This window comes from Streptomyces sp. C10-9-1 (genome assembly GCF_024497955.1).
GTDB classification, from domain to species: domain Bacteria; phylum Actinomycetota; class Actinomycetes; order Streptomycetales; family Streptomycetaceae; genus Streptomyces; species Streptomyces sanyensis.
In genome coordinates, this window is the sequence record NZ_JANHKP010000002.1 from 376,882 (window position 1) to 394,658 (window position 17,777).

At 74.4% G+C, this 17,777-nt stretch carries 15 protein-coding genes; 12 read left to right on the plus strand and 3 right to left on the minus strand.

The genetic code is table 11. From position 1 onward, the window contains the following. Positions 1-81: 81 nt before the first annotated feature. From NPS70_RS04195 to NPS70_RS04210, 4 genes are all read left to right on the plus strand, one after another. Positions 82-855, plus strand: a complete 774-nt coding sequence (locus NPS70_RS04195; protein WP_256522598.1) for a GntR family transcriptional regulator — start codon at positions 82-84, stop codon at positions 853-855. Then, on the plus strand, positions 852-3,350 hold the full coding sequence (locus tag NPS70_RS04200; RefSeq protein ID WP_256522599.1) for a dolichyl-phosphate beta-glucosyltransferase: 2,499 nt from the start codon (positions 852-854) through the stop codon (positions 3,348-3,350). The genes NPS70_RS04195 and NPS70_RS04200 overlap by 4 nt, the downstream gene beginning before the upstream one ends. Before the next feature lie 298 nt (positions 3,351-3,648). Next, positions 3,649-4,299, plus strand: coding sequence for a hypothetical protein (locus NPS70_RS04205; RefSeq protein ID WP_256522600.1), 651 nt, complete (start codon positions 3,649-3,651; stop codon positions 4,297-4,299). Positions 4,300-4,611: 312 nt separating this feature from the next. Then, positions 4,612-5,493 (plus strand): SGNH/GDSL hydrolase family protein, encoded by an 882-nt coding sequence (locus tag NPS70_RS04210; RefSeq protein WP_256522601.1) that lies wholly within the window; start codon positions 4,612-4,614, stop codon positions 5,491-5,493. 115 nt (positions 5,494-5,608) lie between these two features. Here NPS70_RS04210 and NPS70_RS04215 read toward each other — a convergent pair whose 3' ends face one another. Then, a complete protein-coding gene (locus tag NPS70_RS04215) occupies positions 5,609-6,361 on the minus strand; it encodes an SLATT domain-containing protein (RefSeq protein ID WP_256522602.1) in 753 nt (250 codons plus the stop codon). Between the two features lie 320 nt (positions 6,362-6,681). Between NPS70_RS04215 and NPS70_RS04220 the strand changes: the two genes are divergently transcribed. From NPS70_RS04220 to NPS70_RS04255, 8 genes are all read left to right on the plus strand, one after another. Beyond that, positions 6,682-7,017, plus strand: a complete 336-nt coding sequence (locus tag NPS70_RS04220) for a YbaB/EbfC family nucleoid-associated protein (protein ID WP_256522603.1) — start codon at positions 6,682-6,684, stop codon at positions 7,015-7,017. 185 nt (positions 7,018-7,202) lie between these two features. Continuing rightward, complete coding sequence (gene recR / locus NPS70_RS04225) at positions 7,203-7,802, plus strand: recombination mediator RecR (protein ID WP_256522604.1); 600 nt, start codon at positions 7,203-7,205, stop codon at positions 7,800-7,802. Further along, a complete protein-coding gene (locus tag NPS70_RS04230; protein WP_256522605.1) occupies positions 7,795-8,454 on the plus strand; it encodes a DUF5063 domain-containing protein in 660 nt (219 codons plus the stop codon). The genes recR and NPS70_RS04230 overlap by 8 nt, the downstream gene beginning before the upstream one ends. A 224-nt stretch (positions 8,455-8,678) precedes the next feature. Next, complete coding sequence (locus NPS70_RS04235) at positions 8,679-9,371, plus strand: hypothetical protein (RefSeq protein WP_256522606.1); 693 nt, start codon at positions 8,679-8,681, stop codon at positions 9,369-9,371. A gap of 248 nt (positions 9,372-9,619) precedes the next feature. Beyond that, the gene (locus NPS70_RS04240) at positions 9,620-10,891 is read left to right on the plus strand and encodes an aspartate kinase (RefSeq protein WP_256522607.1); all 1,272 of its coding nucleotides are present in this window, start codon (positions 9,620-9,622) and stop codon (positions 10,889-10,891) included. A 25-nt stretch (positions 10,892-10,916) separates the two neighbouring features. Beyond that, positions 10,917-12,032: an aspartate-semialdehyde dehydrogenase gene (locus NPS70_RS04245; RefSeq protein ID WP_256522608.1), complete on the plus strand. Its 1,116-nt coding sequence runs from the start codon at positions 10,917-10,919 to the stop codon at positions 12,030-12,032. 433 nt (positions 12,033-12,465) lie between these two features. Then, positions 12,466-13,128, plus strand: a complete 663-nt coding sequence (locus tag NPS70_RS04250) for a SigE family RNA polymerase sigma factor (RefSeq protein WP_374211933.1) — start codon at positions 12,466-12,468, stop codon at positions 13,126-13,128. An 89-nt stretch (positions 13,129-13,217) separates the two neighbouring features. Beyond that, positions 13,218-14,738, plus strand: coding sequence for a hypothetical protein (locus tag NPS70_RS04255; protein ID WP_256522609.1), 1,521 nt, complete (start codon positions 13,218-13,220; stop codon positions 14,736-14,738). Positions 14,739-14,869: 131 nt separating this feature from the next. Here NPS70_RS04255 and NPS70_RS04260 read toward each other — a convergent pair whose 3' ends face one another. Continuing rightward, positions 14,870-15,625: an SURF1 family protein gene (locus NPS70_RS04260; RefSeq protein ID WP_256522610.1), complete on the minus strand. Its 756-nt coding sequence runs from the start codon at positions 15,623-15,625 to the stop codon at positions 14,870-14,872. 207 nt (positions 15,626-15,832) lie between these two features. After that, a complete protein-coding gene (locus tag NPS70_RS04265) occupies positions 15,833-17,656 on the minus strand; it encodes a prolyl oligopeptidase family serine peptidase (RefSeq protein WP_256522612.1) in 1,824 nt (607 codons plus the stop codon). Between the last annotated feature and the right edge of the window lie 121 nt (positions 17,657-17,777).

Below are 17,777 nucleotides of genomic sequence, written 5' to 3' on the forward strand. Positions count from 1 at the left end.
CCTGCGGACCACACGTCCCAGAACTCACTCGTCCGGCCCTGGCCTATCGTGTCCGGGACCGAAGCAGAGGAGAAGCCCACGATGCCCGGCAACGGCTACGGCAGCGGCGGCAGCGCCGTCACACGCAGCACCCTGCGGCAGCAGATCGCGGACGCGCTGCGGGACGAGGTGCTGGCCGGGCGCCTGGCCCCCGGGCAGGGGTTCACCGTCAAGCACATCGCCGACCAGTACGGCGTCTCCACCACCCCGGTGCGCGAGGCACTCGTCGACCTCAGCGCCCAGGGGCTGCTCGAATCCGACCAGCACCGGGGCTTCCGGGTCCACCGCTTCACGGTGGAAGACTTCCGCACCATGGTCCACGCCCGCGCCCTGGTCGTGGACGGCATCTTCCGCGGCGGCTCCGGGCGCCCCGCCGCCTCCTTCGACGTGCGGGCCCTGACCTCGGTGCGCCGCCGGGCCGAGGAAGCCGCCCGCGCCGCCCGCGCCGGCGACCTGGACGTCCTCATCGGCTACGACCTGCGGTTCTGGCGGGAACTCGCGGAGGCCGTCGGCAACCCCTACATCGCGGACTTCCTCCACCGGCTCCGCGTCCAGGCCTGGGTCTTCGCCGTGCCCCGGCTGCGCCCCGACCCCCGTGCGGCCCGCTGGCTGTGGGGCGGGCACGAGCACCTGGTGGACGCCGCCACCCGGGGCGACGCCGAGGCCGTGCGCGCCGAGATCCGCTCCTGCGACGCTCAGGCGCTGGCCTGGGCGGACCACCTGGACGGAGCCTCCCGCACCCCCTCCGCCACCCCCGGCACCGCGCCGCCCGACCGCGCCGGGCCGGGGCCGGGCGACCGGTCGGGGGCGGCATGAGCGCCGACCCGAGTGCGGTCGTCCCCGCTTCCGGCGCGGTCGGCCCGAGTGCGGTCGTCCCCGCTTCCGGCGCGGTCGACCTGAGTGTGGTCGTCCCCGCCTACAACGAGGAGGACCGCCTCGGCCCCACCCTCGACGCGATACGGGCGCACCTGCGCGCCGACCCCGGGCGCTGGGGCGCCTGGGAGCTGATCGTCGTCGACGACGGCTCCACCGACGCCACGGCCAAGGTCGCCCAGGAGGCGGCCGCCGGGGACCCCCGCGTCCGGCTCGTCTCCTCGGGGGCCAACCGCGGCAAGGGCCACGCCCTGCGTGCCGGGGTCCTGGCCTCCCGCGGCCGCCGCGTGCTGATCACCGACGCCGACCTTGCCACCCCCGTCGAGGAGCTGGACCGCCTCGACGGGGAGCTCGCGCACGGCGGCGCGGACGCGGCCATCGCCTCCCGCGCCCACCCCGGCTCCCGCATCGAGGTCCGCCAGCGGAGGCTGCGCCAGTGGCTGGGCCGCGCGGGCAACCTGCTCATACGGCTGCTCGCCGTGCCCGGCATCCGGGACACCCAGTGCGGCTTCAAGCTCCTCGACGGCGACAAGGCCCGCGGCGCCTTCGCCGGGGCGCGCCTGCGCGGGTGGGGCGTCGACGTCGAGATCCTGCGCTTCTTCCACGTGCGGGGCTGGCGGGTCACCGAGGTCCCGGTGCGCTGGTCGCACGTCGAGGGGTCCAAGGTGCGGCCCGCGGACTACGGGCGGGTGCTGCTGGAGCTGCTGCTCCTGCGCCTCAGGGCCGTCACCCGCACCGAGCTGGCCGTCGCGGGCCTGTTCCTGCTGGCCTCCGTGCTGCTCTACCGGGGGCTCTGGGCCGACCTCGACCACGGCTACCTCAGGGACGCGGGCCAGGACCAGAACCAGTGGGAGTGGTTCTTCGCCGTCACCGCGGACAACGTCGCGCACCTGCGCAATCCGCTGTTCACCACCCTCCAGAACCATCCCGACGGTGTGAACCTGATGGCCAACACGGCCATGCTCGGCCTGTCGGTGCCCCTCACCCCCGTCACCCTGCTGCTCGGCCCCACCGTCACCTGGGCCCTGGTGCTCACCCTCGGCCTCACCGCGACGGCCACCGCCTGGTACGCGCTGCTGGCGCGCCGGATCGCCCGCCACCGCTGGGCCGCCGCACTGGGCGGCGCCTTCGCCGCGTTCGCCCCGCCGATGGCCTCGCACGGCAACGCCCACCCCAACTTCCTCGTGCTGTTCATGATCCCGCTGATCGTGGAGCGGGCCCTGCGGCTGTGCGAGGGCCGTGCCGTGGTGCGCGACGGCGTGGTGCTGGGGCTCTTCGCGGCGTACCAGGTGTTCCTGGGCGAGGAACCGCTGCTGCTGGCCGCCATGGGCATGATGCTCTTCGCCGCCGCCTACGCGGTCGCCCGCCCGGACATCGCACGGGTGGCGTGGCGGCCCCTGCTGCGCGGGCTGGGGATCGCCCTGGGGGTCTGCCTGCCGCTGGTCGCCTTCCCCCTGGGCTGGCAGTTCTTCGGGCCGCAGAGCTACACCAGCGTCATGCACGGCGACAACACCGCCAACAGCCCGCTCGCCCTGCTCAGCTTCGCCGGCCGCTCGCTGGCCGGGACGGACGCGGGGGCGGACCCGCTGGCCATGAACCGCACCGAGCAGAACGCCTTCTACGGCTGGCCCCTGGCCGCCCTGGCCACGGCGCTCGTGATCCGCCTGTGGCGCCACGCCCTGGTCAAGGCGCTGGCCTTCACGGCCGTGGCCGCGGCGGTGCTGTCCCTGGGCTCGGAGATCCGCCTGCCGTACACGGACCTGGAGGTCACCGGCCCCTGGCGGCTGCTGGCCCACCAGCCGCTGTTCGAGTCCGTGATCGAGTCGCGCACCGCGATGATCTGCGCACCGGTCCTCGGCATGCTGGTCGCCCTCGCGGCCGACCGGCTGGCAGCGCCCCGTCCGCGGGCCCACCGCGCCGCCGGGTACGCCGTGCTGGCGGCGGTGCTGGTCCCGGTGGTGCCCACGCCCTACCCGGTCAGGGAGCGGGCGGAGATCCCCGCCTTCGTCACCGAGGGCACCTACCGCTCCTACCTGGCCGACGGGGAGTCGCTGGTCACCGTTCCGCTCCCCGACCCGGCCGGCGCCGACGCCCTGTACTGGCAGTCCGCCACCGGCCTCGGCTTCCCGCTCGCCGGCGGCTACTTCAACGGGCCCTGGGGCCCCGACCGCATCGGCATCTACGGCGCCGTGCCGCGCCACACCTCCCATCTGCTCGGCGAGGTGCGCTCCACCGGCCGGGTGCCCGAACTCGGCCCCGGGTGGCAGGAGCAGGCCCGCGCCGACCTGGAGTCCTGGCGGGCCGGGGTGGTGGTGCTGGCGCCCCAGCACCACGGCGAGGCGCTCTACGAGACGGTCAACCGGCTCCTCGGGAAGCAGGGTGAGCGGGTGGGCGGCGTGTGGGTATGGGACGTGGGAGAGGACGACGGGGCGCGGTGACCGCCCTCTACGCCGCGCACACCCCCGGTACTAGGCTGTTCCGTCCACCGCCGCCCGCGCCGGACCAGCCGTCCGGCCGGGCGTCCCGACCCACCACCCGACCCGACCCCAGGACCCCGCCCCAGGACCGTGACCCAGGAACCGTGACCCAGGAACCGTGACCCGGCACCCGCGGGCCGGGACCGGCAGCCCCGGCCCGCCGCCCGCCGTACCGGCCCCGTTCGGCGGCAGCACGGCCCGGACCGCACCGCACGCACCGAACGACCCCCTTCCCGAACCGCTGAGAGCGAGCCTTCCCTTGGCCTGTGACCTGTGGCTGGTCCCCCTCGTCGACGTGCTGTGCCACAGCCCCGACAACCCCTTCGCCGAAGAGATCTCCTCCTACGACAAGGCGCTGACCGGAGCCGGACTGCCGACCGTCCCCGTGTTCGCCTACATGCCGGGCCTCTCGGGCGACGTCGCACCGGTCGCCGGGTTCGACTACGACGCGCTGCACTTCCTGCGCCGCGCCTACCTGCTCCAGCTCTGCGGGCTCCCGGTGACGCCCGTCGACGAACTGGGCGGCGACTACGAGCAGTTGCTGGAGATGTTCGAGTCGACGGCGCAGCAGTCGCATCTGGTGTGGCACTACGACCACGCGGGCGCCTACGTGCCCGTGGACTTCACCGCGCCCCTGTTCAACGACGAACTCCTGGAGGGCGGGGGGCCTCTGGGCTCCACCCAGGGCCTGCTGCGCGAACTGGAGTACGTGGCACCGTCCATCGGCATCGATCCGGCCAACCCGCCCGCCGCGCCGGCCCCGCCCGAGCGCCCCACGGCCCTGGAGGAGCCCGCCGGGCCCATCCCCTACGACGAGAGCCCCTTCGCGCGCGAGCGCCACGTCTGGCTGGGACTGCACGCCGCGGCGACGCGCAGCCTCGGGCAGGGCTCGATGATCATCTTCAGCTGACGCGCCGCGCGGCGACCCCCGCGAGGCCGCCACGGCGAAGGCCCCGGACCGGTGTCCGGGGCCTTCGTGCTGCCCGGCAAGCACAGGTTCGGCGGCCCGGTGTGGTGACGCGTCACGAAATCCGGTCCGGGAGTTGGGGTTCCGTCACAGGCCCGACGCGCCGAGCGGGCGCTTAGTCTTCCGGCACCGATCGGGTGAACGCGCCCCGGGGAACGGGCCGTGGCTCCGCGGTCCCGCGCTCCGGGCGCCGGACCATGCCCGGAGCCGCAGACGATCCCCAGAGCCGCAGACCATCCCCGAAGGAGCTCCCCCATGCCCTTCCGCTTCACCAGCCGTGCCCTGTCCGCGTGCGTCGCCGCCGCCGCGGCCGCCGCACTCGGCCTCGGCACCGCCGCGCCCGCCCAGGCCGCCGCGGACCCCCTCCGGTACGTCGCCCTCGGCGACAGCTACAGCGCGGGGTCGGGCATCCTGCCGCTCGACCCGTCGGCCTCGCTCCTGTGCGCCCGGACGACGAAGAACTACCCGAACCTCCTCGCCGACCGCCTCGGCGCCGAACTGACCGACGTCACCTGCGGCGGTGCCGAGACCAAGGACTTCACCACCGCCCAGTACCCGGGCGTCCCCGCGCAGTTCGACGCCCTGGACGCGGACACGGACCTGGTGACGCTGACCATCGGCGGCAACGACAACGGCACCTTCATCACCGCCATCGTCGCCTGCGGCGGCCTGGGCGTCCTCACCCTCGGATACGGCAGCCCCTGCAAGGACGCCTACGGCAGCAAGTTCTCCGACGACATCGCCGGCAAGACGTACCCCGCGGTGAAGGCGGCGCTCCAGGAGATCAAGAGACGCTCCCCCCGGGCCGAGGTCGCCATCCTCGGCTACCCCTGGATCGTGCCCCAGCAGAGCGTCCGGGGCTGCTACCTCAAGATGCCCATCGCCAAGGGCGACATCCCCTACCTGCGCGGCATGCAGGCGGACCTGAACGCGGCGGTCGAGCGGGCGGCCGACGAGGCCGGGGCGACCTTCGTCGACATGGCCGCGGCCTCCGAGGGGCACGACGCCTGCCGGTCCTCGGGCACCCGCTGGATCGAGCCGCTGCTCTTCGGCACCAACGTGGTCCCGGTGCACCCGAACGCCGCGGGCGAGGCCGCGATGGCGGACCGGGCGGCGTCGGTGCTGCGCGTCGGCTGACCGGCGGCAGTCACGACCGCACCGCGCGCGACGGAGGCCGGGCACCCTCGGGGGCCCGGCCTCCGTCGCGCGTCCTGCCGAGCCGGCCCCGGCCCCGGGCGGGTGGGGCCGCCGCTCAGCGGGGCGGCTCCGGCGGCCGCTGGCGGGGCATGTTGGGGCGGGTACCGGGAGGTAGCGGGAACCTGCCCTGGATGACCCCCGCCGACTGCCCGGACTGCCCGGACTCGGAGCCGCGGCCCGGCAGCGGCGAGAGCGACAGGGGCGAGGGGCCCGGCACGCGGAAGTTCGTCATCCAGTCGGAGGTCTCGTTGCGGACCAGGTCCGCCACGTCCTCCGTGAAGCGCCGCAGCACCCCCAGGCAGCGCTCGGCCGCCTCGCCCGCGGTGCCCTCGGCCGGGCCCAGGACCTCCCGCACACTCTCCGACGCCCAGTCGAACTGGAGCACCTGCAGGCGGCGCTGCACCGCCTGCGCCGTGGCCACGCTGCGCATCCAGCCGGCCGTCAGCCCGAAGTAGCGGTCGGCGCCGGTGAAGGCGGCGGCGGCCAGCAGGGACAGGTACCCCCAGGGCGCGCCCGAGGCGACCGCGCCCGCGAGGTCGAGCAGCGGCAGCGCCGCTCCGCCGGCCACACCCAGCGCGGTGCCCAGGCGCAGAAGCCGGGCCCAGCGGCGCTTGCGGGTGCGGTCCGACAGGTACCAGTCGGCCGTGCGCAGCGCCTCCGCCTCCACCCAGCGGTAGAGCTCGTCGAGCCGGGCCGCGGGCTCGCCCCAGTCCCCCTGGGGAAACGCCCGCCCGGTCAGGTCACCCAGCGGCTCCTTGCCGCCCTCCTCCCGGGCGGGCCTCCCGGGTTGCATCTCCGGTTGGCTCACCGGTGCGCTCCTCTACCTCTGCGGCTTCGCTGAAAAGGTGCTCAAAAGGTGCTGACGTTACACCGTGCGACGTACGGTGCGCGCGTGCGTTCTGGTGCCCCCGTAGATGTGCTGGCCCCTTTCATACCGCCGAATGGAGGTCCCTGGGCCGTGGATCGCGGTATTTCCGTCCGCACGGGCGGTGTGATCAGGTAAAGGCGCCTGGTCAAGGAGGGTGTCCCTCACCCGAAAGAGTTGGCCGCCGCCGGGTGGGGCGCCGGCTGCGGCCACCACGTAGGCTCGGCCGTACCGAAGCGACATCCGTACGGACAGGAGTGACCGTGATTCCCGGTGGTGGGCAGCCCAACATGCAGCAGTTGCTCCAGCAGGCGCAGAAGATGCAGCAGGACCTGGCGCGCGCCCAGGAGGAACTGGCCCTGACGGAGGTCGAGGGCCAGGCCGGCGGCGGCCTCGTCACGGCGACCGTCAACGGTTCCGGCGAGCTGCGCGGGCTGGTGATCGACCCGAAGGCCGTCGACCCGGAGGACACCGAGACCCTCGCCGACCTGGTGGTCGCCGCCGTCAAGGCCGCCAACGACAACGCCCAGAAGCTCCAGCAGGAGAAGCTGGGCCCGCTCGCCGAGGGGCTCGGCGGCATGCCGGGGCTCCCCTTCTGAGGGCCCGCCCGAGGGGGCCTCGCCCCCCGGGCCGCCGGGCGCCCGCAGGGGCCCGGCGCGTTGGCCGGAGGCAGGCGGGCGGTGGGCGCGTACGGTGGCGTCCACCTCCGGTCCCGGCAGGCGTCTTCTGTGCGCCACCGTCACCAACTACCGTTAGCAGCACGAGCGCAAGGAAAGGCGTCCCGTTGTACGAAGGCGTGGTTCAGGACCTCATCGACGAACTGGGCAGGCTGCCCGGCGTCGGTCCCAAGAGCGCGCAGCGGATCGCCTTCCACATCCTCCAGTCCGAACCGGCGGACGTGCGCCGCCTGGCGCAGGCGCTGCTGGAGGTCAAGGACAAGGTGCGGTTCTGCACCGTCTGCGGCAACGTCGCCCAGCAGGAGCAGTGCGCCGTCTGCCGCGACGCGCGGCGCGACACGTCGGTCATCTGCGTCGTGGAGGAACCGAAGGACGTGGTCGCGATCGAGCGGACGCGCGAGTTCCGCGGTCGCTACCACGTCCTCGGCGGGGCCATCAGCCCCATCGAGGGCGTCGGCCCCGACGACCTGCGCATCCGGGAACTGCTCGCGCGGCTCGCCGACGGCACCGTCACCGAGCTCATCCTGGCCACGGACCCCAATCTTGAGGGCGAGGCGACCGCCACGTACCTCGCACGCATGGTGAAGCCGATGGGACTCAAGGTCACGCGGCTGGCCAGCGGCCTCCCGGTGGGGGGAGACTTGGAATACGCCGACGAGGTCACGCTCGGTCGTGCCTTCGAGGGGAGACGACTGCTCGATGTCTGACGCCATGCTGCACGCGGTGGGCCAGAACCCGGACGACTTCGCCGTCCAGGTCGCCGACTCGATCGAGTCCTTCATCGTCGCGACCACCGAGGTCGCCAAGGGGGACGAGCCGGACAGCGCTGTGCCGTTCCTGCTGCTGGAGGTCTCCCAGCTGCTGCTCACCGGCGGGCGCCTCGGCGCGCACGAGGACATCGTCCCCGAGGAGCGCTACGAGACGGACACCGGGCCCGACCTGGACGTCGACGATCTGCGCGAGCGCTTCGCCGTGCTGCTGGACCCGATCGACGTCTTCTCCGAGGTCTTCGACCCGTACGAGCCGCGCAAGGCCCCGGTGCCCTCGCGGATCTCGGACAGCCTCGCCGACATCGTCACCGACCTGCGCCACGGCCTGGCCCACTACCGGGCGGGGCGGACCACCGAGGCGCTGTGGTGGTGGCAGTTCTCCTACTTCTCCAACTGGGGTCCGACCGCCTCCGCGACCCTGAGGGCGCTCCAGTCGCTCGTCTCGCACGTCCGCCTGAACCAGCCGCTGGCCGCGCTGGACGGACTGGACACGGACGAGGACCTCACCGAGGAGGTGCTGGCCGAGGAGGCCGGCAAGGTCATGGCGGAGGAGATCGCCGCACCCCTGGGGCTCCGCCGGGGGCGCTGAGCGGACGCCCCGGCGCAGTGCCGGGGCGGACGTAGCGGAACCGGTACGCGGACGAGGCCGTACCGTCTCCTGCCGCTTGCTACGGTCGGCCACCGACCTGAGGACGAGCAGCGGGAAGCGGGGGCACAGGGGTGGCGGCGCAGGGGTGGAGCACCGTACGCGGACGGACGGCGCGGGCCGGCGCGGCAGCGGGAGCGGCCCTGCTCCTGGCGGTCGGGTGCACCATGCAGGAGGAGCGGCGCCCCACGGTCGTGCAGGAGGCGCCGAGCGCCCCGCCGCCCGCCTCCGCCGCCTCCGCCCCGGTCTCCGCGGCACCCTCCGCGTCGCCCTCGCCCACGGGGACGGCCACCCCTTCCGCGTCCGCCGCCCCCTCGGCGCCGAGCGCCCCGCCCACGAGGACGGCGACCCCGCCGGCACCGCCCGCGAGCCCCGCGCCGCGCCCGGCCGCGCCCACCCGGCTCACGGTCTCCGCCGCCGCACCCGGCGGGCTGGACCTCGTGCGCGGTGGCGCCGCCCGTGAGTTCGCCGTCACCCTCGCAGGCGGCAACGTCCGGGCCTACACGGCGCTCAAGGTCGTCTTCCAGATGGAGATGATGCCCGGCGAGGGCCCGGGGCCCCTGCCGGCGGGCAACGGGTTCGTCCTGGAGCGCCGCGACCCGTCCAGCGGTCTCTGGCGGCCCGTCGAGCTGCGCGTCGCCAACGACGTCCAGCCGCACTTCCTGTTCTCCGGGGGCGCCCCGCTGGCCCGCGAGGCTATTCGGACCGAGCGGTTCCGTATCCGTGCGGGCGCGGAGGGCCCCGTCGGGTCCCTCCCTCTGATGATCCGGGTCGTCGACACCACCGCGCCGGCGTCCGCCACCCCCGAGCAGGGCGTCCCCGCCCGCACCTCCCTCGCGGTCGCCGCCCGCCGCGCCTGAGCCGCGCGGCCGGTCCGCAGGCCCTCCCGCGCCGCCGGGGCCGGGTGTGAGCCGCCCCACACAGGGGCCTACACCGGGGGCCGATGGGCAGCAGCCATCCGAGCGGCCGCGGGATCCTGCGGGTCGACGCGGCTGGGCGGGACATCTCAGCATGTGGCACCACCAGGGTGTTCCGCGGTCGCTCGATAGACTGAGCCGACCGCAGTACTACCGCAGTATTACTGCCGAAGACCGAGCGAGGAGCGCACGTGGGCCTTGTCGTGCAGAAGTACGGAGGCTCCTCCGTTGCCGATGCCGAAGGCATCAAGCGGGTCGCCAAGCGGATCGTCGATGCCAAGAAGAACGGCCACCAGGTGGTCGTCGTGGTGTCGGCGATGGGTGACACGACGGACGAGCTGATCGATCTTGCCGGGCAGGTATCCCCGATCCCTGCCGGGCGCGAGTTCGACATGCTGCTGACCGCCGGAGAGCGGATCTCCATGGCCCTGCTGGCCATGGCGATCAAAAACCTGGGCCACGAGGCCCAGTCGTTCACCGGCAGCCAGGCAGGCGTCATCACCGACTCGGTCCACAACAAGGCGCGCATCATCGATGTGACGCCGGGCCGGATCCGTACGGCGCTCGACGAGGGCAACATCGCCATCGTCGCCGGCTTCCAGGGTGTGTCCCAGGACAAGAAGGACATCACCACCCTCGGCCGCGGCGGGTCGGACACCACCGCCGTGGCGCTGGCCGCGGCGCTGGACGCCGAGGTCTGCGAGATCTACACCGACGTCGACGGCGTCTTCACCGCCGACCCGCGGGTCGTGAAGAAGGCGAAGAAGATCGACTGGATCTCCTTCGAGGACATGCTGGAGCTCGCCGCCTCCGGCTCCAAGGTGCTGCTGCACCGCTGCGTCGAGTACGCACGCCGTTACAACATCCCGATCCACGTCCGCTCCTCCTTCTCGGGGCTGCGGGGCACCTGGGTCAGCAACGAACCGCGAGGGGATCAGAAGGTGGAGCACGCCATCATCTCCGGAGTCGCCCACGACGTCTCCGAGGCCAAGGTCACGGTCGTCGGCGTGCCGGACAAGCCGGGCGAGGCCGCGGCGATCTTCCGCGCGATCGCCGACGCCGAACTCAACATCGACATGGTCGTCCAGAACGTGTCGGCGGCCACCACCGCCCTGACCGACATCTCCTTCACGCTGCCGAAGACGGACGGCGCCAAGGCGATGGCCGCACTGGAGAAGCAGAAGTCCGCCATCGGCTTCGACTCGCTCCGCTACGACGACCAGATCGGCAAGATCTCGCTGGTCGGCGCGGGGATGAAGACCAACCCCGGTGTGACCGCCACCTTCTTCGAGGCCCTCTCCGACACGGGCGTCAACATCGAGCTGATCTCCACCTCGGAGATCCGCATCTCGGTGGTCACCCGCGCCGACGACGTCAACGAGGCCGTGCGCGCCGTGCACACCGCCTTCGGGCTCGACTCCGACTCGGACGAGGCGGTCGTCTACGGCGGCACCGGGCGATGACCCTCCGGCCCGGAGGCGTGCGGCGATGAGCCGCGGCCCGGCGCTCGCGGTCGTCGGGGCGACCGGAGCCGTCGGCGAGGTGATGCTCCGCATCCTGTCGCAGCACGCCGACGTCTGGGGCGAGATCCGACTCGTGGCCTCCCCGCGCTCGGCCGGCCGCAGGCTGGCCGTGCGCGGGGAGGAGTGCGAGGTCGTGGCGCTCGCGGACGAGGCCTTCGACGGCATCGACGTGGCGCTCTTCCTGGTGCCCGGCGAGGTGTCCGCCCGCTGGGCACCCGTCGCGGCGGCCCGCGGCGCCGTGGTCGTGGACAGCTCCCCCGCCTTCCGGGCCGACCCGGAGGTGCCCCTGGTGGTGCCCGAGGTCAACCCCCACGCGGTGCGGGTACGGCCCCGGGGCATCGTCGCGAGCCCCCACGACACCACCCTGACCCTCGCCCCGGCGATCGGGGCGCTGCACGCCGAGTTCGGGCTGCGGGAGCTGGTCGTCGCCTCCTACCAGGCCGCCAGCGGCGCCGGGCGGGACGCCGCCCGGGCGCTGCGCGAGCAGGTCTCCCTGGTCGCGGACAGCGACCTGGGCACCGGCCCGGGCGATGTGCGCCGGGCCGTGGGCGAGGACCGCCTGGGACCCTTCGCCGGTCCCCTCGCGCTCAACGTCGTCCCCTGGACCGGAGAGCTCCTCGACGGCGGCTGGTCTTCCGAGGAACTCGGGCTGCGCGAGGAGACCCGCAAGGTCCTCGGCCTGCCCGGGCTCCGGGTGGCGGCCACCTGCGTGCGCGTCCCGGTGCTGATCTCCCACTCCCTCGCGGTGCACGCGCGCTTCGAGGGCGAGGTGACGGTGGACCGGGCGCACGAGATCCTCGCCACCTCGCCCGGCGTGGTCCTCTACGACCAGCCGGAGGTGGGCGACTTCCCCACGCCCGCGGACGTGGTGGGCACCGACCCGGTCTGGGTGGGGCGGGTGCGGCGGGCGCCCGACGACCCGGCGGCCCTGGAACTCTTCGTCTGCGGGGACAACCTCCGCAAGGGCGCCGCCCTGAACTCGGCGCAGATCGCGGAGATGGTGGCCGCCGAACTCGCCGCCTCCGCGGGGCCGTCCCCGCTCCCCTCCGAGCCGTCCTCGGCGCCGTCCTCCGGCGGGTAGGCCCCGACGGGGGCGGGCGCCCGGCCCGGCCCTCCGGAGCCGGTACCGGGGACGGAGCCGGGGCACGGCCACGCCGCTGCTGCCCCGTCCCCGTGCCGCCGTCCTCCGGCGGTACGGGCGGAGCCGGCCGCGCACACCGGGTGTGACCTCGGGCACCGCGCGATGATCGGCCGCTTTTGTAGGATCTACGAGGCGTCCCTGATTCACGTAGAGGTCTGAACCACTTGAACGCGGGCGTTCGCATGTTCGACGATGCGTTTCTCTGTGCCGCAACCGGCGGCGGAGAGCGGAGCGTCTTCGCGGACACCTCGACGGGGTGCGGGGGAGTACGGGGCATTGGGGAAGAACGAGTGCGGATCAGGGAGTCGGGAGCACCGCCGAAAGCGGGCGCGAGCGCGTACAACCCTGGCGGGGGGAAGCGTGTCCAACTGGCGTGGCAGAGGTTCTCGACATCACAGGAGTGCTCCCGGCTCGCGGCGCGGTGCTGCGCCCCGCCCGCAGAGCACGCCCCGCCGGCGGCATGCCGGTGATCGCCCCCATGCCCGTGCCGCGCGCGACGCGCATGCCGGCGCAGCGGCAGGGTTCTGACGAGGCCATGGCTGCCGGAACCACCGTCGACCACCTGACCGAGACCTACCGGGCCCACTACAGGTCCCTGCTGGGTCTCGCCGCTCTGCTCCTGGACGACACCGCCTCCTGCGAGGACGTGGTGCAGGAGGCGTTCATCCGGGTGCACTCGGCGCGCAACCGCGTCCGGGACCCGGAGAAGACGCTCGCCTACCTCCGGCAGACCGTGGTCAACCTCTCCCGGTCGGCGCTGCGCCGCCGCATCCTCGGGCTCAAGCTGCTCTCCAAGCCGATGCCGGACATGGCCAGCGCCGAGGAGGGTGCGTACGACCAGCTGGAGCGGGACGCGCTGATCAAGGCCATGAAGGGGCTCCAGCGGCGTCAGCGGGAGGTCCTGGTGCTGCGGTACTTCGCCGATATGACCGAGGCGCAGGTCGCCGAGACCCTGGGGATATCCCTGGGGTCCGTGAAGGCGTACGGCTCGCGCGGCATCGCCGCGCTGCGGGTGTCCATGGGGGCCTCGGCGTGAGCGGCGGCGCAGGGCAGGGCGGAGGCGGCGACGCTCGGCGGCCGAGCGGAACGGACGGGGCGGTTGACCACCGGACTGGGAACGAAACTGTGAACGACGGCCCGGAAGAGGCGTCCGGCGGCGGCGCCGCGGCGGAGCGGAACGGCCACGACGCCCCCACGGCAGGCACGGTGGGCACGGCGGGCCCCGGCGGCGGGACCGCGGCCTCCGGCGACGAGGAGACCCCCACGGCGGCGCTCCCCCAGGCGGGTGCCACGCCCCCGGTCCCGGCGGCGGACGAGCCCACGGCGGCCCTTCCGGCGGCGGGCGCGGACTCCGCCCCGGCGGCGCGCCCCACCGACCCGGAGAGCCCCGCCCCGGAGAGCCGGGCGGCCGGGAAGCCGGCGGCCGAGAGCGAGGCGGCCGCGGACCCGGTGGCCGGGGGCGTGCGGGATCTGCCCGGCGACGGCGCCGACCGGCTGCTCTCCGCCGTCTTCGGGACGGACCGCACCGGCTCCCGGACCCCTGCGGAGGCCGACCGCCCCGCCGCGGACGGGCAAACCCCCGCGGCTTCCTCCCCGGACGCCGGGGAGGACGGGCCCGACGGCGACGAGGAGGCCCTCCGGAGACTGCTGCAGGGCGTCGTGGAGGGCCTGCAGCCCTCGGACGGTGCCCTCGACCACCTCCGCCGGGCCGTCCCCGCACGGCGGGCCCGCAAGCGGCAGGCCCTGGTCGGTGCCGCAGCGGCCGTGCTGCTGGTCGGCACCGCCGTGCCCGCGTTCGTCCACGTGGCGAACTCGGACTCCGGAGCCGACACCAAGGCCGTCAGCACCGGCCACGGGGAGCAGGCCCAGGGCGGCACCGGCAACGACCCCGGCGCGACCGGAGGCGAGCGGGACCGGCTGACCCTGCCCGGCAGCGGCGGCCAGAACCCGGGCTACCGGAGCCCGGCGACCAGCATCCCCGGCGAGGCGCCGGACGAGAGCGCCGCGGACGGCCCCTCGGGCGAACCGGAGACGCCCGGCGCCCAGACCGGTGCCCCGGCCCTGTGCGAGGGCGGGCGACTCGGCGTGGTCGCGGTGGAGACCAACGCCCCCGGCGCCGAGGGCAAGGTCTACGGCACCTTCCGCATCGCCAACGTGTCCGACGCCGCCTGCACCGTCGAGGGCAGCGGAGAGTTCGCCGTCGAGGCCCTGGGCGCGGCCGACCCGACCCGGGTGGGCGTCACCGGCCACTCGGACGGGGACCCCGCGGGCGGCCTGCCGTCGTCCTCGGCCGACCGGAAGACGCTGGTGCTGAAGCCCTCCGGCGCCTACGAGGTGAAGTTCGCCTGGGTTCCCTCGGACACCTGCCCCACCACCGAGCCCTCCCCGGACCCGTCGCCCTCCGAGAGCGGCGGGGCAGCGGGCGGCAGTACCGCGGGCACCGGTACCGCCTCCGGCGGGGACACGGGCTCCGGCACGTCGGCGGAGGGCGTCCAGCCCCAGCTGGTCGCCGAGGACGGGCCGGCCGAGGGCAGCGTCGCCGTGACATACGTCCCCGTGGCCGGGGGGCCGAGCGCCCAGGCCACCGTCCCCAACGCCTGCGCGGGCACCGTCTACCGCACGGGGATGCTGCCCGACGGCGAGTAGCGGGCCCCGCACGCCGGGCACCGCTCCCCTCCGCGCCGCCGCCCCGGGGAGCCCCGTCGCGCCATGGGCCGGCTGACCGCCGCGAGCCAGGCCGGGGCGCCGGCCGCGCGGACGCCCCCGGCCTGGTGCGGTCAGGAGGCCTCGGGCTCCAGGCCCAGCTCACGGTCCCGGGCGGTCTCGGCCTCGCGGCGCACCAGGCGGAACCACATGAAGAGCACGAAGCCCGCGAAGACGAACCACTCGCCGGTGTACCCCAGGTTCTGGAACGCCTTCAGGTCCAGCCCGCTCCCCTGGGGCGCGGTGGCGGGGACGGCCTCCAGCCCTGCGTCCGCCTCGGTGAGCGTGATCCAGGCGTCGTAGACGTCGTCCTCGACCAGGTTCACCAGCGAGGCCGCGCTGATCATGCCCAGCTGGCCTCGGGGGAGACCGCCAGCCGTGTGCGCTCCGTCGGTGCCCACCGTCTCCGACGCCTGGAGTGCGCCCGCGACGGTCACCTCGCCGGCCGGAGCCGCCGGAGCGGTCCCCCCACCGGGGAGCCAGCCCCGGACCACGGGCAGGGTCCGGCCGCCGTCCGTGCGGAGCAGCGTCAGGACGTAGGAGCCCTGCCGGCCGTCCAGTTCCCGCCCCGGGACCAGGAACTGCTCCCCGTAGCGTCCGTCGGCGGTCGCCTGGCGGCCCGAGGTCTCGGTGTCCACCGGCAGCAGCTCCTCCAGTGGGACCGCCGCCTCCTGCGCGGTGCCGGGGCGCTGCTCCGCCTCGCGGTGGTTGTCGACGCGGTCCTCGAACCGGCCGAGCTGCCACGAGCCCATGAACACGCAGAACGGGATCGCCAGCAGGACGAAGGCGTTGATCCCCCACCAGCGGGGCGTCAGCAGGAATCGGTACACCCCTCCACGGTACGGAACGGCCCCGGCCTGCCCGCTCCCGGGTCCGTCCCCGTCGCCCTCCTCTCCTCGCGGCGGCCCGCGGCTCCCGGCCTCGCGGCCGTCTGCCGGTTCCCGGGCCGTGCCGGGGTGCTCCGGGGCCTGTCCTCGCGGGCCGCCGGGTCGCCCGGGCCGCCGCGAGGACGTCGCCCGCGGCGCCGTGGCGCGGCCTCAGGGCGTGCCGCGCCCCAGATGCCGGTCCGCGAAGTCGATCTCCATCCTGACCTGCTTGATCCGCTCCTCCACCACCAGCGAGCCGTGGCCCGCGTCGTACCGGTAGACCTCGTGGACCGCGCCGCGCGCCGCCAGCCTGTCCACGTAGTTCTCCACCTGGCGTATCGGGCAGCGAGGGTCGTTGACCCCTGCCGAGATGTAGACCGGAGCCCGCACCGCGTCGACGTAGGTGAGCGGCGAGGACGCCGCAAAGCGCTCCGGGACCTCCTCGGGCGTACCGCCGAGCAGCGTGCGGTCCAGGGCCTTGAGGGCCTCCATCTCGTCGTGGTAGGCCGTCACGTAGTCGGCGACCGGCACCGCGGCCAGCCCCAGGGCCCAGGAATCCGGCTGGGTGCCCAGCCCCAGCAGTGTCAGATAGCCGCCCCAGGACCCGCCCGCCAGCACCGTGCGGGCCGGGTCGGCCAGCCCGGAGGCGACCGCCCACGCGCGCACGGCCGCGATGTCCTCCAGTTCGATGAGCCCGACGCGGTGCTTCAGGGCGTCCGTCCACTCCCGCCCGTACCCGGTGGAGCCGCGGTAGTTGACCCGGACCACCGCGTAGCCGTGGTCCACCCAGGCGGCCGGACCCGCCGCGAAGGCGTCGCTGTCGTGCCAGGTCGGCCCGCCGTGGATGTCGAAGACCGTCGGCAGCGGGCCCGCCGCCCCGGCCGGGCGCTGGACGAGGGCGTGGATCCGCCCACCGGGGCCGTCCACCCAGACGTCCTCGACCGCCACCGACGCGGGCGCCCGGGGGCCGGGCGGGTCCAGCACCGCGTCGCCGGACGTCGACCTGATGCACGGCGGTTCAGCCGCCGAGGACCACAGGTACTCCACGTGGCCGTCGGGGCGCGCGGTGGCGCCCGACACCGAGCCCGCGGGCGTCGCGATGCGGCTCAGGGCCCCGGTGCCCAGCTCGTAGCGCCACAGCTCGTCCCGCGCCTCGTGGCTGTGCACGATCAGCAGGGCCGAGCCGTCCGGGAACCACTCGGCGCTCACATCGCCGGGCAGCTCGATCGACAGGTCGCGTTGCGTACCCCCGATCACGTCCCAGACCATCGGCTCCCAGCGCCCGCGGCGCTGGTGGCCCACAAGGAGGCGGCCGTCGCCCTCGACGGGAGCGAAGCCCAGCACCTCCAGCCCGAGTTCCTCCTCGCCGCCCCGGGTGTCGTCGAGTTCGGCGACGGTCGTCCCGTCCAGCCGCATCACCCGCAGCGCCGAGTGCATCGCGTCGCCGTGCTCGGTGTGCTCAAGGGCCAGCAGCGTCCCGTCGTGCGACAGGTCCCCCACCACGGCGGACTCCCGGTGCCGGTAGATCTCCACCGGCTCCGCCCCGGGGCGCACGACGTGCACGGTCGTGCCGTCCTCGTCGGTGGAGCGGCCGACCACGGCCGTGCCGTCCCTGCCTATGGCGAGCCCTCCGGGGTACGAGGGGGCGAGACCGGGGACGGCGGGGGAGTCCTCGCCCCCGCCGAAGGGCTGGCTCATCCAGATGCCGAACTCGTCGCCGTCGGTGTCGGAGAACCACCAGACGGCCTCGCCGTCGGGGGTCAGGACGCCGTCCGTCGTGCCGTTCGGCCGGTCCGTGACCTGGCGCTGTGCGCCTGTCGACCGGTCCCAGGCGTAGAGCTCGTACGTCCCCGTGGCGTTGGACATGAACAGGCAGCGTTGGGGGGCGTCCTCGGCCCAGTCCGGCAGGGAGACGCGGGGGGCCCGGAAGCGCTTCTCCCAGTCGGGCATGCCGGGCATGTCGGGTGTGGTGTCCGTGTCGTTCATGCCCTCCATCCAACCGGAAAACCCACGGGGACATCCCCGCCCTGTGGACAGCCGCACGTCTGTGGACAGAGCGGGGGCACGAACGGGTGAGACGCGGGGCGCGGCCGCCCCGGGGACCCGGAGGGTCCGG